Source organism: Rhizomicrobium sp. (genome assembly GCF_056722145.1).
Window position 1 is genome coordinate 15,324 of sequence record NZ_JBWZET010000203.1, and the last position, 17,082, is coordinate 32,405.

Here is a 17,082-nt window from a genome sequence, read left to right on the forward strand (position 1 = left end):
TTCTTGCTTCCCGTCGTTCTTGGTTTTTTGGCGCAGCCGGAAGCACCCCTCCCGTGGCCACTGCTCGGGGCGGACTATAGGCACAGTTGAAAACGCTTTCCATTTGTTTTGGTAAGCGCCTTACCTTTTTTGCTTTCCGTTGTAAAAATGCGACCCTGGTAAGGGGGATATAATTTTTCCTTTTGTTTTCAAATAGTTGAAATTTGCCCCAAGGGGCAGATCGGCAAGTCCGGCCCGCTTCGAGGTGCGTCAGGGCGGTAAAGCCGCGACATCGCATCCTTGCCTATTTATAGGCGCGATTTTATTCCGCGCTGGCGATTTCGCGGCAAACCTCGTGGGCTGCCCCGGCAGGCGGGTTCAGCCGCACCATCGCGTCCCGTCGCTTCGCCAGCGACGTCCTATAAAACCCAGCCACGGGCTCCGAGGCCCGGCAGGAGGATTGATGCAAGACCAGGCCGCCACTGCGAGGACGCTGAACGTATCGCGCGCACTCCTGATGCTCTCTGCCGCTTTGGCCGCGCTGAGCCCCGCGGGCGCCCAGGAAGCCCTGCAGCACCGCAATGTCATCGTCCGGATCGAACGCCAGCCGAACGACCTGCTCGTGCATTTGAAAGACGGCGTCCTGCGCATCCAGCCCTGCACCGCCGATCAGGTTCGCATCACCTTTGCGCCTGGCGCCAAGATTCCCGAGCTGTCCAATCCGGTGGTCGCCGATTCCGCGTGCGGCGGCTCGCCGTTCGCCGTCGCCGAAAACGATAAGAACGTCGAGGTCACCACTGCCGATCTCAAGATTTCGGTCAATCGCGCCAGCGGTGCCGTGCGCTTCCTCGATCACGCCGGCAAATCGCTGCTGTCGGAATCGGACTGGCCTTTCCCACGCACGCTCACGCCGACCACCACCGCGGGCCTCGCCACCAATCGCGCCGCGATCTGGTTCGCGACCACGCCGGAGGAGCGGTTCTATGGTCTTGGCCAGCACCAGCACGGGCTTTTGAACCAGCGCAATCTCGAAATGGAGCTGACCCAGGACAACACCAACGTCTCGATTCCCTTCTATCTGTCGTCGAAGGGCTACGGCGTGTTCTGGAACAACATGTCGGCGACGAACTGGAATAACCGCTTCCAGCAGGTCGTCACCCTGCGCTCGGCGGTTGCCGACGCGGTCGACTATTACTTTTTCTATGGTCCCGACTTCGACCACATCATTTCGGCCTATCGCACCCTGACCGGCCCGGCGCCGCTGTTTCCAGAGTGGGCCTACGGCTATTGGCAGTCGAAGCTCGGCTATCGCAGCCAGAAGGAGATGCTCGACGTCGCCGGCCGCTACCGGGCCCTGCACATCCCGCTCGACGCCATCATCCTCGACGCCGGCTACGAGACCAAGATGGGCTCGCGCGTCTTCAACAGCAACTTCCCGTCGCCGCGCGACATGGTCGAGGCGCTGCACAAGGAAGACGTCCGCCTGATGGTGTCGGTGTGGCCACTGTTCGAGCCGGGCAGCGCCACCTACGACGAGATGGCCAAGAACAACTTCTTCCTGGCGGGCGGCGAGAACCAGATTCCGGAATACGTTCCCGGCAGCCGGATGTACGACGCCCTTAATCCCGCCGCGCGGGCGCTCTACTGGAAGCAGATCAAGCAGGCCTATTACGACATCGGCGTCGATGCCTTGTGGATGGATTCGACCGAGCCGCTCGACAGTTTCGGCGAAGAACACGGCCCGGTGCTTGCCGGCGTCGCCACCGCGCTCGGCAACGGCGCCCGCTATGCCAACATCTATCCCTTGATGACGACCAAGGCAGTCTACGACGGCCAGCGTGAGGCCGGCAGCGCCAAGCGCGTCTTCACCCTCACCCGCTCCGCCTTCGCCGGACAACAGCGCAACGCCGCCGCGGTGTGGTCGGGCGATACCGCGACCAATTTCGAAACCTTGAAGCGCCAGATTCCCGCCGGTCTCAACTTCGCGATGACCGGCCTGCCCTATTGGACCACCGACATCGGCGGCTTCGTCGGCGGCGACACCTCGGACCCCGCCTATCAGGAAGTATTCGTGCGCTGGTTCCAGTACGGCAGCTTCAGTCCGGTGTTCCGCGTCCACGGCACCCGCGCCAACGACCAGAACGAATTGTGGTCGTATGGTCCCAAGGCGCAGGCGATCCTGACCAGCTACGACAAGCTGCGCTATCGCCTGATGCCCTATATCTATAGCGTCGCGGCCCGCACCACCGAAGCGGGCTACACCCCGATGCGCGCCCTCGCCTTCGATTTCCGCACCGACACCAAGGCGCTCGACATCACCGACGAATTCCTGTTCGGCCCGTCGCTGCTGATCGCGCCCGTCACAGAAGCCGGTGCCAAATCCCGCTCGGTTTATCTGCCGGCGGGTGCCGACTGGATCGATTTCTGGACCGGCGCGCACCTGGCCGGCGGCCAGAGCGTGCAGCGCGCCACGCCCTTGGCGATCATGCCGATCTATGTTCGAGCGGGCACCATCCTGCCGTTCGGCCCGGAGATCGAACACACCGGACAGGACCGCGACAAGCCAGTGACGTTGCGCATCTATCCCGGCGCCGACGCCTGCTTCAGCCTCTATGAGGACGACGGCGAGAGCTATGGCTACGAGAAGGGCCAGCGCGCCTGGATCGGGATGGTGTGGAACGACATTACCCGCACCCTCACCATCGCCGACCGCCAGGGATCGTTCCCCGGCATGGCCGCACAAAAGACGTTCCGCGTCGTAATCGTCAAACCCGGCCATGAAACCGGCGACACCTCCACCACCGGCGGCCGCGTCGTGCAATATCACGGCACCCGGCTCGAGGTTCGCCTTTAAGCTCTCAGGAAAGACATTAATGCCGACGACATTCCCGCGCGCGACGCTGAAAGCGCTTCTGCTGGCTTCAACCCTTTTGCTCGCCACACCGGATGCGGTTTGGGCAGAACCCGCCAATCCCGCCGTCGTGGAAGTAACGACCGACAACGGCACCATGCAGGTGGAACTGATCGATGCCAATGTCGTGCACGTCACGGTGCAGCCGCGCGGCAAAACCAGCGGCCATCGCACCTTGGTGCTCGATCCCAAGCTGACCACGACGCCGTACGCGGGCGTGACCATCAGCCACCAAGGCGATACCGACGTGATCCGGTCGGAGAAGCTGACGGTGTTCGTCAGCCGCAAATATCCCAACGCGATCCGCGTCGTCGACGCCGCCGGCCATGAGATTGCCCGCCAGGTCGATGCGATCAACGAAGCCAAATATCACGACGTCGTCTTCGAGCATCCGGCCGGCGAGAATCTCTACGGCATGCGCGGTCTCGACTGGCACGACAACGGCCACACCATGCTGCGCAACCACGGCGCCATCGTCGCCGCCGGCGGCCAGGGCGATTCCGGCGCGCCGTGGTTCTTCACCACCCATTTCGGTGTCTTGATCGACTCCGCCGGCGGCGTCTTCAACACCCGCGACGGCAAGGTGCTGTTCAACGGCAATTCGCGCGATGACGTGGAGTATTTCCTGATCGCCGGGGCGCCGAAAGAGACCATGGCGCGGTTCGCCTCGTTCAGCGGCCGCCCGCCGTTGCCGCCGAAATGGAGCCTCGGCTTCATTCACAGCATCTGGGGCACCAACGAGGCCAACATCAAGGAGATCGCTGGCGGCTATCGCGCCCGGCACATTCCGCTCGATGCCTTCATTCTCGACTTCGACTGGAAGGCCTGGGGCGAGGACAATTACGGCGAATGGCGCTGGAACAGCACCTCGGGTGCCGGCGATCGCAATCCCGACACCTTCCCCAATGGCGCATCCGGAAAATTCGCCGCCGACATGCTGAGTATGGGCGTGAAAATGGCCGGCATCCTGAAACCGCGCGTCATCCTCTACAAGGACGGCAGCACGACGGAGATGCAGGAAGCCGCGCGCTATGCCGACGAGCACAATCTGTGGCTTTCGAGCCTGCCGGCGGTGATCGATTATGTCACCGAGCGGCCGGCGCGCGACCTCGATTTCGCCAAGCCGGAAACCCGCGCCTGGTACTGGCAGCATCTGGCGCCGTCGTTCCATGCCGGCATGGTCGGCTGGTGGAACGACGAAGCCGACAACACCAACGAGAACTTCCAGTTCTTCAACATGCAGCGCGCCGTCTATGACGGCCAGCGTTCCGACGCCGACGTGCGGGTCTGGAGCATCAACCGCAATTTCTACGCCGGGGCACAGCGCTACGCCTATGGCGAATGGTCGGGCGACATCCAGACCGGCTTCGTCACCATGCGCGGCCAGCGCGCCCGCATGCTGTCGGCGCTGAACACCGGCGAACCGCATTGGACCATGGATGCCGGCGGCTTCGTCGGCCATCCCTCGGACGAGAACTATGCCCGCTGGATGCAGTTCGCCGCCTTCGTGCCGATCGACCGCGTCCACGGCGTCAGCGGCGAGAAGCGCTATCCCTGGGCCTATGGCGCCGCCGCCGAAGCCGCCGCGACGGGCGCGATCCGCTTACGCTATGCGCTCTTGCCTTACATCTATTCGTTCGAGCGCCGCGCCGCCGAAACCGGCATCGGCATCGTTGAGCCGCTGTTCTGGCAGTTCCCCGACGATCCCAAGGTGGCCGACGAAAGCGGCGCCTGGATGTTCGGCGATGCGCTGCTGGTGTCGCCGGTGGTGAACGAAGGCGAGCGCATTCATTCGGTCTATCTGCCGGCCGGCACCTGGTACGACTACTTTCGCGGCACCCGCCTCAGCGGCGGCAAGGTGCTGCAATACCAGATCGATGCGAAAACCTGGAGCGACATTCCGCTGTTCGTCCGCGCCGGATCGATCATCGCCAGCCAGCCGCCGCAGGATTTCGTCGGCCAGACGCCGGTCGGCGAGGTGACGCTGGATGTGTTCCCGTCCAGCCAGACGGCCGCGTTCACCTATTACGACGACGACGGCTCGAGCTATAGCTATGAGAAGGACAATTTCTACCGCCAGACCATCACCGCCGAACGCCAAGCCGCGCGCACCATCCTCACCATCGCGGCACCGAGCGGGCATTATCAACCGGCGCTGAAAACCTATTTCGTCCGCATCCACGGTGTGGCGGCCAAGACCGTCACCAGCGACGGCGTGAAATTCGCCAAAGGTGCGCTCGACGCCGGCGAACACTGGACCACCGGCAAGGACAAGTTCGGGCCTTACGTGAGCATCCGCCTCAATGCCGAGCGGGCACGGCGGCTGGTGCTGCAGTAACCACCCGACTATTTCCGCACGACATCCAAGCAGCGGCGCAAGCCGCTGCTTTTTTGGTGGTGATATATGGAAACGGCGTTTGATGCGGCGGTGCGCGGGGCGCCGATTGGATCGACCGCAACGTCCGATCAGGACTTTGGGCCCTTGAGCTGCCGGCTGAACTGTTCCCAATGCTGATAAAGTTCTTCGGGCAAAGCCTCGCGACACTTCTTGATGGTGTCCTGTAGCCGGCTCAGGTGGGACTGATGCGCGAGAACGTTTTGAAGATGAATCTCTTGCTCTTGGAACTGCTTTATCACAGCTCCCAAGATGTTGAAGTTGTCAAATTCGTGCTTGGGAAACATCGGCTTGAGTCCCGAGACCAGTGCGCCTGCATCGGCCTCAGCCACCAAACTCAGCTTCTGCGCCAGGGATGCGAGCTCGCGCAGACGATGCGCGCCTTTTATGACGTCGTGAGGCTCCGGCGAATTCGCCGATACTAGCCAGGCACGGACGATTTCGTCGATCCGCGCCTGGGTATCACGTAGATCCTTCCGGAGCGAAATATCTATTGTCTTGAGTTGAGAATCGATCCGTCCCACGCCCTGGCAAAGGGCATTGAACGCATTTCTCGGGATGCCGACTCGAACCAGATGGTGATCGGTAAGCGTATCCTTGAGGCTCTTAAGCCAGTCATCCATAACCCCGCAAATAGTCTCGCCTTCCTCAGTCGACTGGGTTATGGCCAGTTCATTGGCGAGCCGGTCAAGATTGCGATCCACCATGCCCGCCAAGGTCGACGCCGACAGACTGGCGCTGGTCGCGCCGATGGAGGAGGCCAGCTGCCGGTATATCTGGCGTGCCTCGTCAAGGCGCTGTTCGGCCAGCCTGATCTTTTTATCGGCTTCGTCGAGACGCGCCTCGCTTTCGCTGATGTTCGCTTCGGCCTTTTTCAATTTTTTTTCCGTGCCCGAGAATACCTTCACCGCAACGGTAACGACGATGACGATCATCAACTCGACCAGAAAAGTGATCGCGTCGGTGCTCAACAGCTGTGAACGGGCTGCCTCGAACGCCTTTGCGCCGGCCTCAAGCTTGGCGAGATCGTCAGCGCTCGGAACCGCATTTGGTCTGAGGTGACTGAGCGTCGTGTAGACGGTCCAATCCAGCACATACTGGTGATTACAGAATGCCGCGTAGAAGAGCGCCGCGCCGAGGACGACGAACCCGAGCAACGCCAAGCCACAAAGACGGTCGAGCGTGATCTGCCGCAGGAGCCAAATCAGCCCCCGCAAGATCTGGGCGCCAAAAGACGGGCGGGTAACGCCCCCACTGTCGCCGAGGCTCATGTCACGCACTCCTACGGCGCTGTTATTGTCTGCACATAGTCCAACAAATTTTCTGCCGACCCTGATGCCTTGGAGAAAAATTTGACCCCCAGGTAATCGCTTTCGCGGTAGCCCTGCGCACGCCAAACGTCGAGGTAAGCCGAGAACACCGCAATTTTCGGCGATCCTTTCTCCGGCGCCTTGTCCTTGCGGACCAGACCCTCCTGCTCCAACCAGATCCACCCTGCGAGTTCGTGCCACTCCTTGATGACGCTGGTCCGGTTCTTCTCGTCGACGGCGTTTTGCGCGCGCTTGTCGGCGGGAATGTTGAGGTCAACGATCAGCAGCGCGACATCGCTTTTCCCGCTGTCCCATTCCGCCCGCGCCTGCGCGACGTTGTAGGCGGTGAAGACTTCGTGGCCGGAGTCTTCAAGATCGTCGTTCAACGGGTACAGAACGGCACCGCTGTCTTCCACAATCAGGATTTTCATCGTCTCGGCTCCCGCGACCGCCTGGGAAGATCGACCCACACGGTGACTTTGTAGGTAGGCTTTTCGAGATCTTCGCGCGTAAACGACTGCCGATCGGGCTTGTAGATCGTCTCGCCGGTCCAGAAATCCGTAGCAAGTATCGCCTCCATACGATCCGCAATGCGGTGGCGTTCGGCGGAGACCTCGCGATACAGTTCCTCGCTGCCCCAGGCACAGTTCCCCTCTTCGAAGTCCTTGAGGAAGCGGTTCATGCGCGGCACGTTAAACCGGGATATGAGTTGACAAGCGTGATCGATCCGGCCGCCATGAGCATCGGCGATCCGCTGGCAAAGGAATAGTCCGACACCGAGACCTTCGATCGAGCTATTCTCCCGGTGATAAAGTTCATAAACGCGCCGACCGGGCGGCATCAGAACGCCATAATCGACGACCGACAGGCGATGCGGAGCATTCCAGGCGCCGGAGGAGACGCTGCAGTCGAGATGGATCTTCGTTCCCCGGTGACTGTATTTCACCGCGTTGTTGAGGAGGTTGTAGACGAGCTGCTCGAATAGGGCCTTGTCGGCCCACACCGGAGGATACGCTGCTGACGCATAGGAGGGGATTTCCGGGATGCGCACCTGAAGGTTCTTGCGTCGCGTCTCGGTGCGATAGAAATCCTTCCACTTGAACAGGAACTCTCGTTCGACCTGGAATTCGAGGGGGTGGTACGGGAATTTGTCGAGCAGCAGCGATTTCACGCTGACGAAAAGATAGCCCAGGTTTTGAAGGAATGAATTCAGATTGCGGCAGATATGATCGCCCTTCTCTGGCGACATGCTCGCGATGGTCGCATAATTTCTCAGGTGCCTGGCACGCATCAAGTCGATGCCGGTAATCAATTGCGCCGACTCGTGGCCGAGGATCTTCAGCACGTCATAGGTGATCTTCTGGGCGATACCGCCCAGCGCCGCTGAGACCGATGACGCAAGCAGCGAGCCAAATGCTTCGAGTGCGCTATGCAAATCCCCGCCATGACGATTTTCCGGCGCCGATCGGGGATGGTCGTCTTTGTAGCCGAACAGAAGACCGATCGAGCTCTGCGGATGAAGTGGGACCGGTAACAGAACAAGTTCAAAATCGCCGCACTGCCTGCGATCGCAGTTCTCCAGGGCCGCCAGGCACTCGGCGTTTTCAACTGCGGAAGCATAGACGAACACGCTCTCGCGCTTGTCGGATTGCGCACTGAGAATCTTTTCGACGGCTTTCAGGTTCAGCGTCGGTTTGGAGTCTTTGCCGGCGAACTGCGTCGGACAATCGCCGGCACAGGCGACAACGTGGAGGGTCTGGACGCTTGTCACGGCGACCTGATTGACACCGAAGAGCACGACATAGCGAAGGTCAAATGCTTTGACGACCGCCTCGAACGCCGTATTGGCGCTTTCCCACAAGGCCTTGAGCGTGGCCGCGGCGTCGCCGACATCATGTGGAAGACCGGCGCGGAAGTCCTTCATGATTTCGCGGATGTGCGCGTTGACATAGATTTTGCGCTGAAGCTTGAGGTTGTCGCCAAGCTGGCCTTCGAGCTTGGTCAATTGATCGCAGACCTTGGAGACAAGTTCGCCGAGATGGCGCGTGTCGATTATGTTTTTCGGATCGGCGATATAGTCGATGTGTTCCCGCTCGACCGCCTTGGCAAGTTCTTCGGCAAACGGCAGCTTGGGGCCGCCTTTCAGCCGCTCGGGAAGGCTGCGGATCTGCGCCAGGATCGCGTCTTGCCGTGTGTCGAGAATGATCTGGCCGGCAAAGAAAACGCCGAGCAGCTTTTCCCGGAAGATGATCGGAAACACGTATTCGCGATAGCCGATGTTGGGACAGTCGTAGGTCAGGTAGACGCGGCCATCATGTTCGCCGACTTCGACGTTTTCGCCAAGGTGTTCTCGTTGCTTGGCGTCATCGACATTGGCACGCAGCCGCTCGCGCGATGTGTAGGCGTCGTGCTTGCGGAACAGCTCGGCGTGTTTGATGTCCGCGGGCTGGCAACAGTCGCAGCCATCACGAAGCTTGCGGCAGGCCGGATTCATCAGCCGTTCAAGGAATGGCGAATCGGTGCGAACCGCCTCGCCGTCGGGCGTAAATTCGATGATCGTGGTGGCAAGCCCGATGGCGCTCGAGATGGCGGATTGAAACCCCTGCAAATGGCTGTGGGAGAGAATCCCGGGACCGGTCAGCTTGGCGAGATCGCCCAGCACCTCTTGCAGCGACGCGGGGTCGTGTTTGTAGTCAGCGGTGACATCGGTGATGTGCACAGGCCGGAACGGCCAGTCTTTACATTTCACGCCCACAGCCCCCCTGGCTCATGTTGAAATGGAGACGCCGCACTTTCTGCGTGCGAAGGGGCGGGAGTCAAGGAAAGCTGGTTGTTCCGGGGCTGCAGGCGGGCCTGCGATATTGAAGTGAGACTAGTCCTCACCGCGCGCCACGGCCGTCGATCCAATCAGCCGACGGCAGCAGCCCCCGGAAATGGGGCTGGAACACGTCGGGACTGTTTCGGGAAAAGAACTGGCGCACCGGGCAGGATTCGAACCCACGACCCCCAGATTCGTAGTCTGGTGCTCTATCCAGCTGAGCTACCGGTGCCGCGTTCAGGGCGCGCAACCTATTCATCGGCGCGGACAAACGCAAGTGATCCGCAAGGCCATGACGATTCGTCGCCGATGACCCTGCAATTACCAACTAAATGCCCGGAATCCCCCCAGAAAGCCGCACTCTCTGCCCTTGTCCCGGCGCACGACGGTGGATAAGACTTCCCCGGACCTTGCGCCCCTTGGGCGCAGGCGGGCTGGATGTCCGCAGGGCTTGGCGCCTGGGCGGATTTGGAGAGGCTGCGATGACAGTGAAATTGGCCGAGCGGGCTGCGATTTCAGGCGTTTCGACGCGCGTTCTGGGAGCTTTGATGCTGGTCGCATCACTGGGTCTGGCGGGCTGCTCCGACGTCGATTCGATGCTGTTCGGTGATTCGGGTTCCGAGCCGGATGCCGGCACGACGGTCGCTGCGGCACCCTCCACCCCCTATAATCCGGCGCCATCCGCGACCCCGATGGCGTCTGCTCCGGCCGCCGCCAGCGGCAGCGGTGCGGGACAGATTGCCGCCATCACGCCCGTCACCATCGAGCCCGGCGCCGACACCGGCACCGCCGTCGGCAAGACCGCCGCCAGCCTGCGCGCCCAGCTTGCCGGCCTGCAATCCGGCCTGCAGACCAACGCTCAGCGCTACAGCGAACTGCGCGGCTCGGGTGCCTCGGCCGCTTCCACGTATTATGACGCCCGCGCCCGCATCACCAGCCGGCTGCAGATCGGCACTACCCGCGGCAACCCGGAACTGGTCGCCGAATGGAACCGCGCCCAGTCGGCGCTCGACCAGCTGTCGACCAACATCAACAGCCTCAATGCCCTCGGCGGCGCCATCGCCAGCCAGTCCAATACCGCCCATTCGACGCTCGACCAGATCGCCGTGACCTTCAACGTCTCCGGCGCCGTCGACGAAGACCACCGCCAGTTGACGGTGCTGCAGGACGAAACCAACCAGTCCATCGTGCTGATCGACCGGCTGATGACCCAGGTGTCCGCCGACATCCAGCGCCAGACAGCCTATGTCGCCAACGAGCGCGCCAACCTGACGACGCTGGCCAGCGCCATCAAGAATGGTGAACTGTACGGCGCCGATCTGTCGGCTCCGATGTTTGCCACGCCCCGCGCCGGCATGCGCACGGCCGCCGTCGGTGGCGGCGCGCCGCTGGTCACCATCCGCTTCGACAAGGCCAACGTCGATTACCAGCAGATCCTCTACGCGGCCTTGACCCAGGCGCTGCAGAGCCGTCCCGGCGCGGCATTCTCCATCGTCGCCGTGTCGCCGACCCGCGGCACCGTGACGGCGGTGCAGCTGGCCCAGACGGCGGCGCAGCGCCATGCCCAGGACGTGCTGCGCTCGATGACCGATATGGGTGTGCCGGCCTCGCGCCTGGCGGTGCAATCGGCGACCGATCCCGGCATCTCGGCCAATGAAGTGCGGGTTTTCATCCGCTAAGCATTGCCGATCACGCCTTCGAAACGGCGGGCAGGACTTCCTGTCCGCCGTTTTCTTATGCGGGAAAGACGTCGCGAACGGCGCGGAACGACCCCAGCGTCCTGGCCTCCCACACCCCGCGAGCGATGGCCCTTGCGATCGTATCGGCGGCGAGCGCACCCAGTTCCAGCACCGCGAGGGGACCACTTACCGGCCGGCGGCGGGTCGACACCGCGTAGACCAGATCGCCATCGAACGGCGTATGGACGGGGCGCAAGGCGCGGGCGAAACCGTCGGCGGCCATGATGGCGAGGCGCTTGAGTTCGATCCGGGAAAGATCGGCATCGGTCGCAACCACGGCGATGGTGGTGTTGGCGCCGGGCTGGATCGCTCCTTTCATATCGGTGGGCAGGCCGATGGCGCGGACCGGTCCGGGACGACGGCCGCCGAATTCGCCGTCCATTTCGAACGGAGCGGCCCACAGCGCCGCGCCACCCGGCATCACCGGAGAGCCGACGGCATTGACCGCCACCAGCGCCCCGACCGTCACGCCGCTCTCCAGCACCGCTGAGGCGCTGCCGAGACCGCCCTTATAGGCGCCGGCGACGGCGCCCAGCCCCGCCCCGGCATTGCCAAGTGCGAAATCGCGGGCCGCCGTTTCGGCAGCGGCGCGCCCGAGATAGCGATAGGGGTTCTCGGTCCAGTTTTTGTCGCCGCCACTCGCCAGATCGAACAGGATGGCGCCCGCCACCACCGGAACGCGCGGCAAGCCGGGCGCGATCTCGTAGCCGCGGCCGATCGCGCGCAAATGCTCCTGCACCCCGCCGCCGGCATCGAGACCGAAGGCGGAGCCACCGGCGAGGAACAATCCGTCGATGCCTTCCACCAGCGACACCGGATCGAGGGCGTCGGTTTCGCGGCTGCCGGGCGCCCCGCCGCGAACATCTACCGCCGCCGCCATCGGCCGTTCGGGCAGCAGCACGGTGACGCCGGTGCGGATGGAAAAATCTTCGGCATTGCCGACCACGAGGCCGGGCACGTCGGTGATGCGGTTCAATTCGCCTTTGCGGATCATGGGGGAGACGCTAGCCTGCCACGGCTTTTCCCGAAAGAGACCGCATGAAACGGCTGGCTGCGATTTTCTTCGTCCTGGTGATGCTCCCGGCGGCAGGCGCGCCGGCCCAGCACCACATGATCGCCGCCGCCAATCCGCTCGCCGCCGACGCCGGCCTCAAAATGCTGCGCCAGGGCGGATCGGCGGTCGATGCCGCGATTGCAGCGCAAGCGGTGCTGACGCTGGTGGAGCCGGAATCCTCGGGCATCGGCGGCGGCGCCTTCCTGATGCTGTACGATCCGGCCAAGAACAAGGTGACGAGCTTCGACGGCCGCGAGACCGCGCCGGCTTCGGCGACGCCGACCATGTTCCTTGATGCGGCGGGCAACCCGCGCGCCCATCGCGACGCCATTCCGGGCGGGCTGTCGGTCGGCGTGCCGGGCACGCTCGCGATGCTGGAACAGGCGCACAAGAAATACGGCAAGCTCGCCTGGGCACGCCTGTTCGAGCCCGCCATCGCGCTGGCCGAGCACGGCTATCCCGTCACCGCCAAGCTGACGCATCTGCTCGCGAACAATCCCGACATCGCCGGCCGGCCCGACATCCAGCGCCATTTTTCCCGGCCCGACGGCGCGCCCTTGAAGCCCGGCGACATCGTGAAAAATCCCGAGCTTGCCGCCACCTTCCGCGCCATTGCGGCCAACGGGGCCCGTGCCTTCTATAGTGGCCCGATCGCGCAGGCGATTGTCGCCCGCGTCCGCAGCGGGGCGCCGCAGCCGGGCGGCATGACGCTGGCCGATCTCGCCCGCTATCGCGCCGTGGAACGGGCACCGGTGTGTGCGCTGTATCGCGTCTACAAAATCTGTTCGATGGCGCCGCCGTCGTCGGGCGGCATTGCGGTGTTGCAGATCCTGAAGCTGGTGGAGCGCTTCCCATCGTCGTCGCTCCAGCCCGACAGCGTCGCGGGCATTCATCTGTTCGCGCAGGCGAGCCGGCTGGCGTATGCCGACCGCGGCCAGTTCGTCGGCGATCCCGCCTTCGTCAAGGTGCCGGTGGCGGGGCTGCTGCAGCACGCCTATCTCGCCGACCGCTCGCGCCTGATCGATCCGACCCGCGATGGCGGCGAAGCCCGGCCGGGAACGCCGCCGCTGATGAAGGCCGAGTTCGGCCGCGGCGATACCGCCGAGCAGGAAGGCACCAGCCATCTGTCGATCGTCGACGACGACGGCCGGGTGGTAGCGATGACCACCACGGTCGAATCCTTCCTCGGATCGCAGATGATGAGCGGCGGCTTCGTGCTCAACAACGAGCTGACCGATTTTTCCTTCGTGCCGGTCAAGGATGGCAAGTCGGTGGCCAACGCCCCTTCCCCCGGCAAGCGGCCAATGAGTTCAATGGCGCCGACGCTGGTGTTCGATCAGGGCGGCAAATTCCTCATCGCGGTCGGCTCGCCCGGCGGGCCCGCCATCATCGATTATGTCGCCCAGGCGGTGATCGCGATGCTGGATGGCGGCCTCGATCCGGCCCAAGCGGTGGCGCTGCCGCATGTCGTCGAACCGAATGGGCCGCTGATCCTCGAAAACAGCGCCGCCCTCTCGGCGCTGGCGCCGCGCCTCGCCGCGCTCGGCTACGACGTCCATCCGCTGGCGAGCGAAACCAGCGGCCTGCATGTCATCAAGCGCGTGCCCGGCGGCTATATCGGCGCCGCCGATCCCCGGCGCGAAGGCGTCGCGGTGGGGGAGTGAAAGAAAGATCGCGCGTCGCGACGGCGCAGCCATTCGTAGGCTACGAGCGGATTACAGCATCCGCGGATCGAACGCGACGATGATCTCTTTCCACACCGAATACCGCTCGGCCGGCAGATTGTACGGCGCGCAGGCGTAAACGGCCTTCGTCGCCGTCAGAATCGCCGCCTTCACGTTGGGATCGCTCAGATCGAGCGATTCGGCGGGCGTCGGCATCGCGGCCAATCGGCCCTCGATGCTGAGGCGGATGTCGAGCCGGACAGCAATGCCTTTTGTGTCCGGTGCCGCGACGGGCGGCTTCCAGCACCGCAGGACCTGTTGCGCCACCGATATGGCGAGATATTTAGCGCCCGCCGGTTGGCTTGCATCCGCGGCCATGCTCGGTACCGCCATCATCGCCACGCTTGCGAGCAGTCCCGCCAATCTGTTGCGCGTCATCATTCCCCCCATCCCATCCGAACCTATTATGCCTATTCAGCGATCGTTTGGGAGTGAGGTGAACAGCGCAGAGAAATCTCGGTTTGCGCCAAGGCCGTGCGCCTCACGATCCTGATCGCGCCGATTAGGCCGGCAGCGTGATGCGGAAGACGGTGCCGTCGGGGCCGGAGGAGACCAGCACCACATCGCCGCCATGGCCGCGGGCGAGGTCGCGGGCGATGGCAAGGCCGAGGCCCGAACCACCGGGGCGTCCGGCCGACACGAACGGCTGGAACAGGCGGGCGCGCACCGTCTCGGAAAGACCGAGGCCGGTATCGGCGATATCGATCGCCACCAAGCCGTCGTCGCACACCGCCGACACGGTGACGGCACTGCGTGGCGTGATTGGCCCCGCAATGGCCGGCACCGCGGCGCATTTTTCCCGACAGCTCTCTTTTTTTTCTGGTCGAGCAGCCGGACGGAAAACCGTTTCACACTTTTCCTGGCTTCTCTCCACCGCTTCGCCGGCATTTTTCACCAGATTGAGCACGGCGCGAAAAAGCTGATCACGATCGGCGCGCACCATCAAATCCTCGGCCACGCGATTGTCGAGCGTAATGGCCGCATGGCTTTCGAGCGCGGCGGCGGCGGCTTCCTCGATCAGGCCATGCAGCGCGAACGCCACCGCCATCGGCGGCAGGTCGCGGGCGCGGCCGTATTGCAGCGTGGAGGTGGCGAGCGCGATGGCGCGGTCGATTGCCGTCATCAGCCGCGGCGCCAGGCGCTGCACTTCGGGATCGCCCGAGCCGGCAACGCGGTCGCAGGCAAGCTGGGCGTTGGCGAGGATGTTGCGCAGATCGTGCTGGATGCGCGACACCGCCGCGCCGACCGCCGCCAGCCGCTCCTTCTGGCGCAAATAGCCGTAAAGGTCCTTCTGCATCGCCGCGAGTTCGCGTTCGGCGAGGCCGATCTCGTCGGCGCGCGCACTCGGCACGATGATGCGCGAGGCGTCCTCGGGATTTTCGTGGAACGCCCCCATGGCGCGGGTGATCCGCCGCATCGGGCGCACCGCGAAGAAATAGAGGCTGAGAAACACCAGCGCGCCGGTCAGTCCCGAAATGAAGGCGGCGGCGAGCATCACCCGGCGCGCATAGCGCATCAGCTCGGCCCGGATCGGCGCCTCCGACAGGATGATGGAGATCGACGACGCATCCTTGATCTGGGTCGGCGCGATCACATGCAAAGTGCGCTGGCCGTCGTTCGCCAGGCAATCGAGGGCATTGATGATGTCGCGCCACAATCGCTCGCGCTGCAGATCGATGGTGCGGTCGATCTTGGAATGGGGCATGCCGATCTGGAAATAATCGCGCTGGTACTGGCGGCGTAAGAGCACTTCGTCGGCATCGGCGTGGCGCAGCAGGTTCTGGCGCAGATCGTCGGGCCAGTCCTGGTTCGGGGTGGTGAACGGCAGGATGGACAGTTCCGCCGACAGGATGTGATCGCCGAGGATGTCGCGCTCCTCGATCCCCATCGCCGGCAGGAAGATCAGCGCCATCGACGCCAGCACATAGAGCACGGTCAACAGCAGCAATCGCCCCGACAGGCTGTGCGCCACGAGGCTCCATACCCCCTGGAGCTGCCCCGTCCTGATGTTCATGCCGCGGACATATCGCGCCCGGCCCGGGGCAAAAAAAAGGCTGCCGCCCGCCAAATCGCCATCTGCGCCGAGGCATGAGCACAGCGCATGCCTGCATACGGCCGCCGCCTGCCCGGAACGAGATGCCGGGTGCCAGGAACGCCGGCGCGCGGCGGAAACTTCCCAGCCAGGTTGTGGGCGGGCGCGACCTCGGCTAACGAGGCCGGAACTATTGCCGCCCCAGATGGCAGGCCGCGAAGTCTGGGGCAAGCCGGGGCGTTGACAGGCGGAGCCCCAATGCTTAGAACCCCCGCCTCTTTTCGCCTACCGGAGATGTGCCCATGAAGCGCACTTATCAGCCCAGCAAGCTCGTGCGCAAACGCCGCCACGGCTTTCGTGCCCGTATGGCCACCAAGAGTGGTCGTCAGGTGTTGTCCCGCCGTCGTGCCCACGGCCGTCAGAAGCTGTCCGCCTAAGACCGGGCCCGCGCAAGGCAGGCCATGGCTGATCTCAAGGCCGACCGCCTCCCGACCCGCGCCGATTTCTTGCGTGCCCAGAAGGGGATACGCCGGAGTTCTGCAGGCTTAACCCTGGAAATCTGCGTTACCCCGGCGGCCAAGGCCCGTCCGGGGTGCTTTCGTGTTGGGTTTACCGCCTCCAAGAAGGTCGGCAATGCGGTGGCGCGCAATCGGGCCAAGCGGCGCCTGAGGGCCCTCGCCCAGGCCGTGCTGCCGATTTCGGCGTACGAATGTACCGATTATGTTCTCATCGCCCGCCCCGTCACGCTGACGCGGGACTTCGCCGACCTGACGAAAGACCTTGCCCAAACCCTCGCCGCAGCCCATGTGAAGCTCGCCTCGGTTGAAGGGGCCGGAGAACGCTGATGGGCTTGAGTGAGAGGCTGCGGCAGATTGCCGGGGCGGTCCTGATCGCGCCGATCCGCTTCTACCGCTACACCATTTCCCCATTGTTGCCGCCGTCCTGCCGTTTCACCCCGACGTGCTCGCAATACGCCATCGAAGCCATCCGGGTACATGGTCCCTTGAAGGGCCTGTACCTGACGATCCGGCGGCTGTTGCGCTGTCACCCGATCAAATGGCTCGGCGGCCGCCAAGGTTACGACCCGGTTCCACCGCGATAGGACTTCTGCAGGACTTCC

General features: G+C 63.6%; 13 protein-coding genes and 1 tRNA gene. 7 read left to right on the forward strand and 7 right to left on the reverse strand.

Going from position 1 to position 17,082, the window contains the following annotated elements; all coding sequences use genetic code 11:
- Positions 1–442: 442 nt before the first annotated feature.
- Positions 443–2,833 (forward strand): glycoside hydrolase family 31 protein, encoded by a 2,391-nt coding sequence (locus AC1P6P_RS10680; RefSeq protein ID WP_481402424.1) that lies wholly within the window; start codon positions 443–445, stop codon positions 2,831–2,833.
- 19 nt (positions 2,834–2,852) lie between these two features.
- Complete coding sequence (locus tag AC1P6P_RS10685; protein WP_481402425.1) at positions 2,853–5,228, forward strand: glycoside hydrolase family 31 protein; 2,376 nt, start codon at positions 2,853–2,855, stop codon at positions 5,226–5,228.
- A 128-nt stretch (positions 5,229–5,356) separates the two neighbouring features.
- On the opposite strand, the gene AC1P6P_RS10690 is transcribed toward AC1P6P_RS10685, so the two are convergent.
- The 4 genes from AC1P6P_RS10690 to AC1P6P_RS10705 form a co-directional block, all read right to left on the reverse strand.
- Positions 5,357–6,556: a hypothetical protein gene (locus AC1P6P_RS10690; protein ID WP_481402426.1), complete on the reverse strand. Its 1,200-nt coding sequence runs from the start codon at positions 6,554–6,556 to the stop codon at positions 5,357–5,359.
- Between the two features lie 11 nt (positions 6,557–6,567).
- On the reverse strand, positions 6,568–7,026 hold the full coding sequence (locus AC1P6P_RS10695) for a response regulator (RefSeq protein WP_481402427.1): 459 nt from the start codon (positions 7,024–7,026) through the stop codon (positions 6,568–6,570).
- Positions 7,023–9,344 (reverse strand): ATP-binding protein, encoded by a 2,322-nt coding sequence (locus tag AC1P6P_RS10700; RefSeq protein WP_481402428.1) that lies wholly within the window; start codon positions 9,342–9,344, stop codon positions 7,023–7,025. Before AC1P6P_RS10700 ends, AC1P6P_RS10695 begins: the two co-directional genes overlap by 4 nt.
- A gap of 224 nt (positions 9,345–9,568) precedes the next feature.
- Positions 9,569–9,645 (reverse strand) — tRNA-Arg (locus tag AC1P6P_RS10705).
- A 250-nt stretch (positions 9,646–9,895) separates the two neighbouring features.
- Here AC1P6P_RS10705 and AC1P6P_RS10710 point away from each other — a divergent pair.
- Positions 9,896–11,092, forward strand: coding sequence for a hypothetical protein (locus AC1P6P_RS10710; RefSeq protein ID WP_481402429.1), 1,197 nt, complete (start codon positions 9,896–9,898; stop codon positions 11,090–11,092).
- Positions 11,093–11,147: 55 nt separating this feature from the next.
- Here AC1P6P_RS10710 and AC1P6P_RS10715 read toward each other — a convergent pair whose 3' ends face one another.
- Complete coding sequence (locus tag AC1P6P_RS10715; RefSeq protein WP_481402430.1) at positions 11,148–12,146, reverse strand: P1 family peptidase; 999 nt, start codon at positions 12,144–12,146, stop codon at positions 11,148–11,150.
- A gap of 44 nt (positions 12,147–12,190) precedes the next feature.
- Here AC1P6P_RS10715 and ggt point away from each other — a divergent pair, with 44 nt between their 5' ends.
- Positions 12,191–13,870 carry a gamma-glutamyltransferase gene (ggt, locus tag AC1P6P_RS10720; RefSeq protein WP_481402431.1) on the forward strand — a complete coding sequence of 560 codons (1,680 nt, stop codon included), beginning with the start codon at positions 12,191–12,193 and terminating at the stop codon, positions 13,868–13,870.
- Between the two features lie 51 nt (positions 13,871–13,921).
- Here the strand turns inward: ggt and AC1P6P_RS10725 are convergent, their stop codons facing one another.
- Positions 13,922–14,311: a hypothetical protein gene (locus tag AC1P6P_RS10725; protein ID WP_481402432.1), complete on the reverse strand. Its 390-nt coding sequence runs from the start codon at positions 14,309–14,311 to the stop codon at positions 13,922–13,924.
- A gap of 121 nt (positions 14,312–14,432) precedes the next feature.
- On the reverse strand, positions 14,433–15,944 hold the full coding sequence (locus AC1P6P_RS10730) for a sensor histidine kinase (protein ID WP_481402433.1): 1,512 nt from the start codon (positions 15,942–15,944) through the stop codon (positions 14,433–14,435).
- Positions 15,945–16,264: 320 nt separating this feature from the next.
- Between AC1P6P_RS10730 and rpmH the strand changes: the two genes are divergently transcribed.
- Genes rpmH through yidD form a run of 3 tightly spaced genes read left to right on the forward strand, consistent with a single transcriptional unit; the run spans position 16,265 to position 17,064 of the window.
- Entirely contained in the window at positions 16,265–16,399 is a 135-nt protein-coding gene (gene rpmH / locus AC1P6P_RS10735) for a 50S ribosomal protein L34 (protein ID WP_166935365.1), read from the forward strand.
- 24 nt (positions 16,400–16,423) lie between these two features.
- Complete coding sequence (gene rnpA, locus AC1P6P_RS10740; RefSeq protein ID WP_481402434.1) at positions 16,424–16,807, forward strand: ribonuclease P protein component; 384 nt, start codon at positions 16,424–16,426, stop codon at positions 16,805–16,807.
- Positions 16,807–17,064, forward strand: a complete 258-nt coding sequence (gene yidD / locus AC1P6P_RS10745; protein ID WP_481402435.1) for a membrane protein insertion efficiency factor YidD — start codon at positions 16,807–16,809, stop codon at positions 17,062–17,064. The genes rnpA and yidD overlap by 1 nt, the downstream gene beginning before the upstream one ends.
- Positions 17,065–17,082 lie beyond the last annotated feature (18 nt).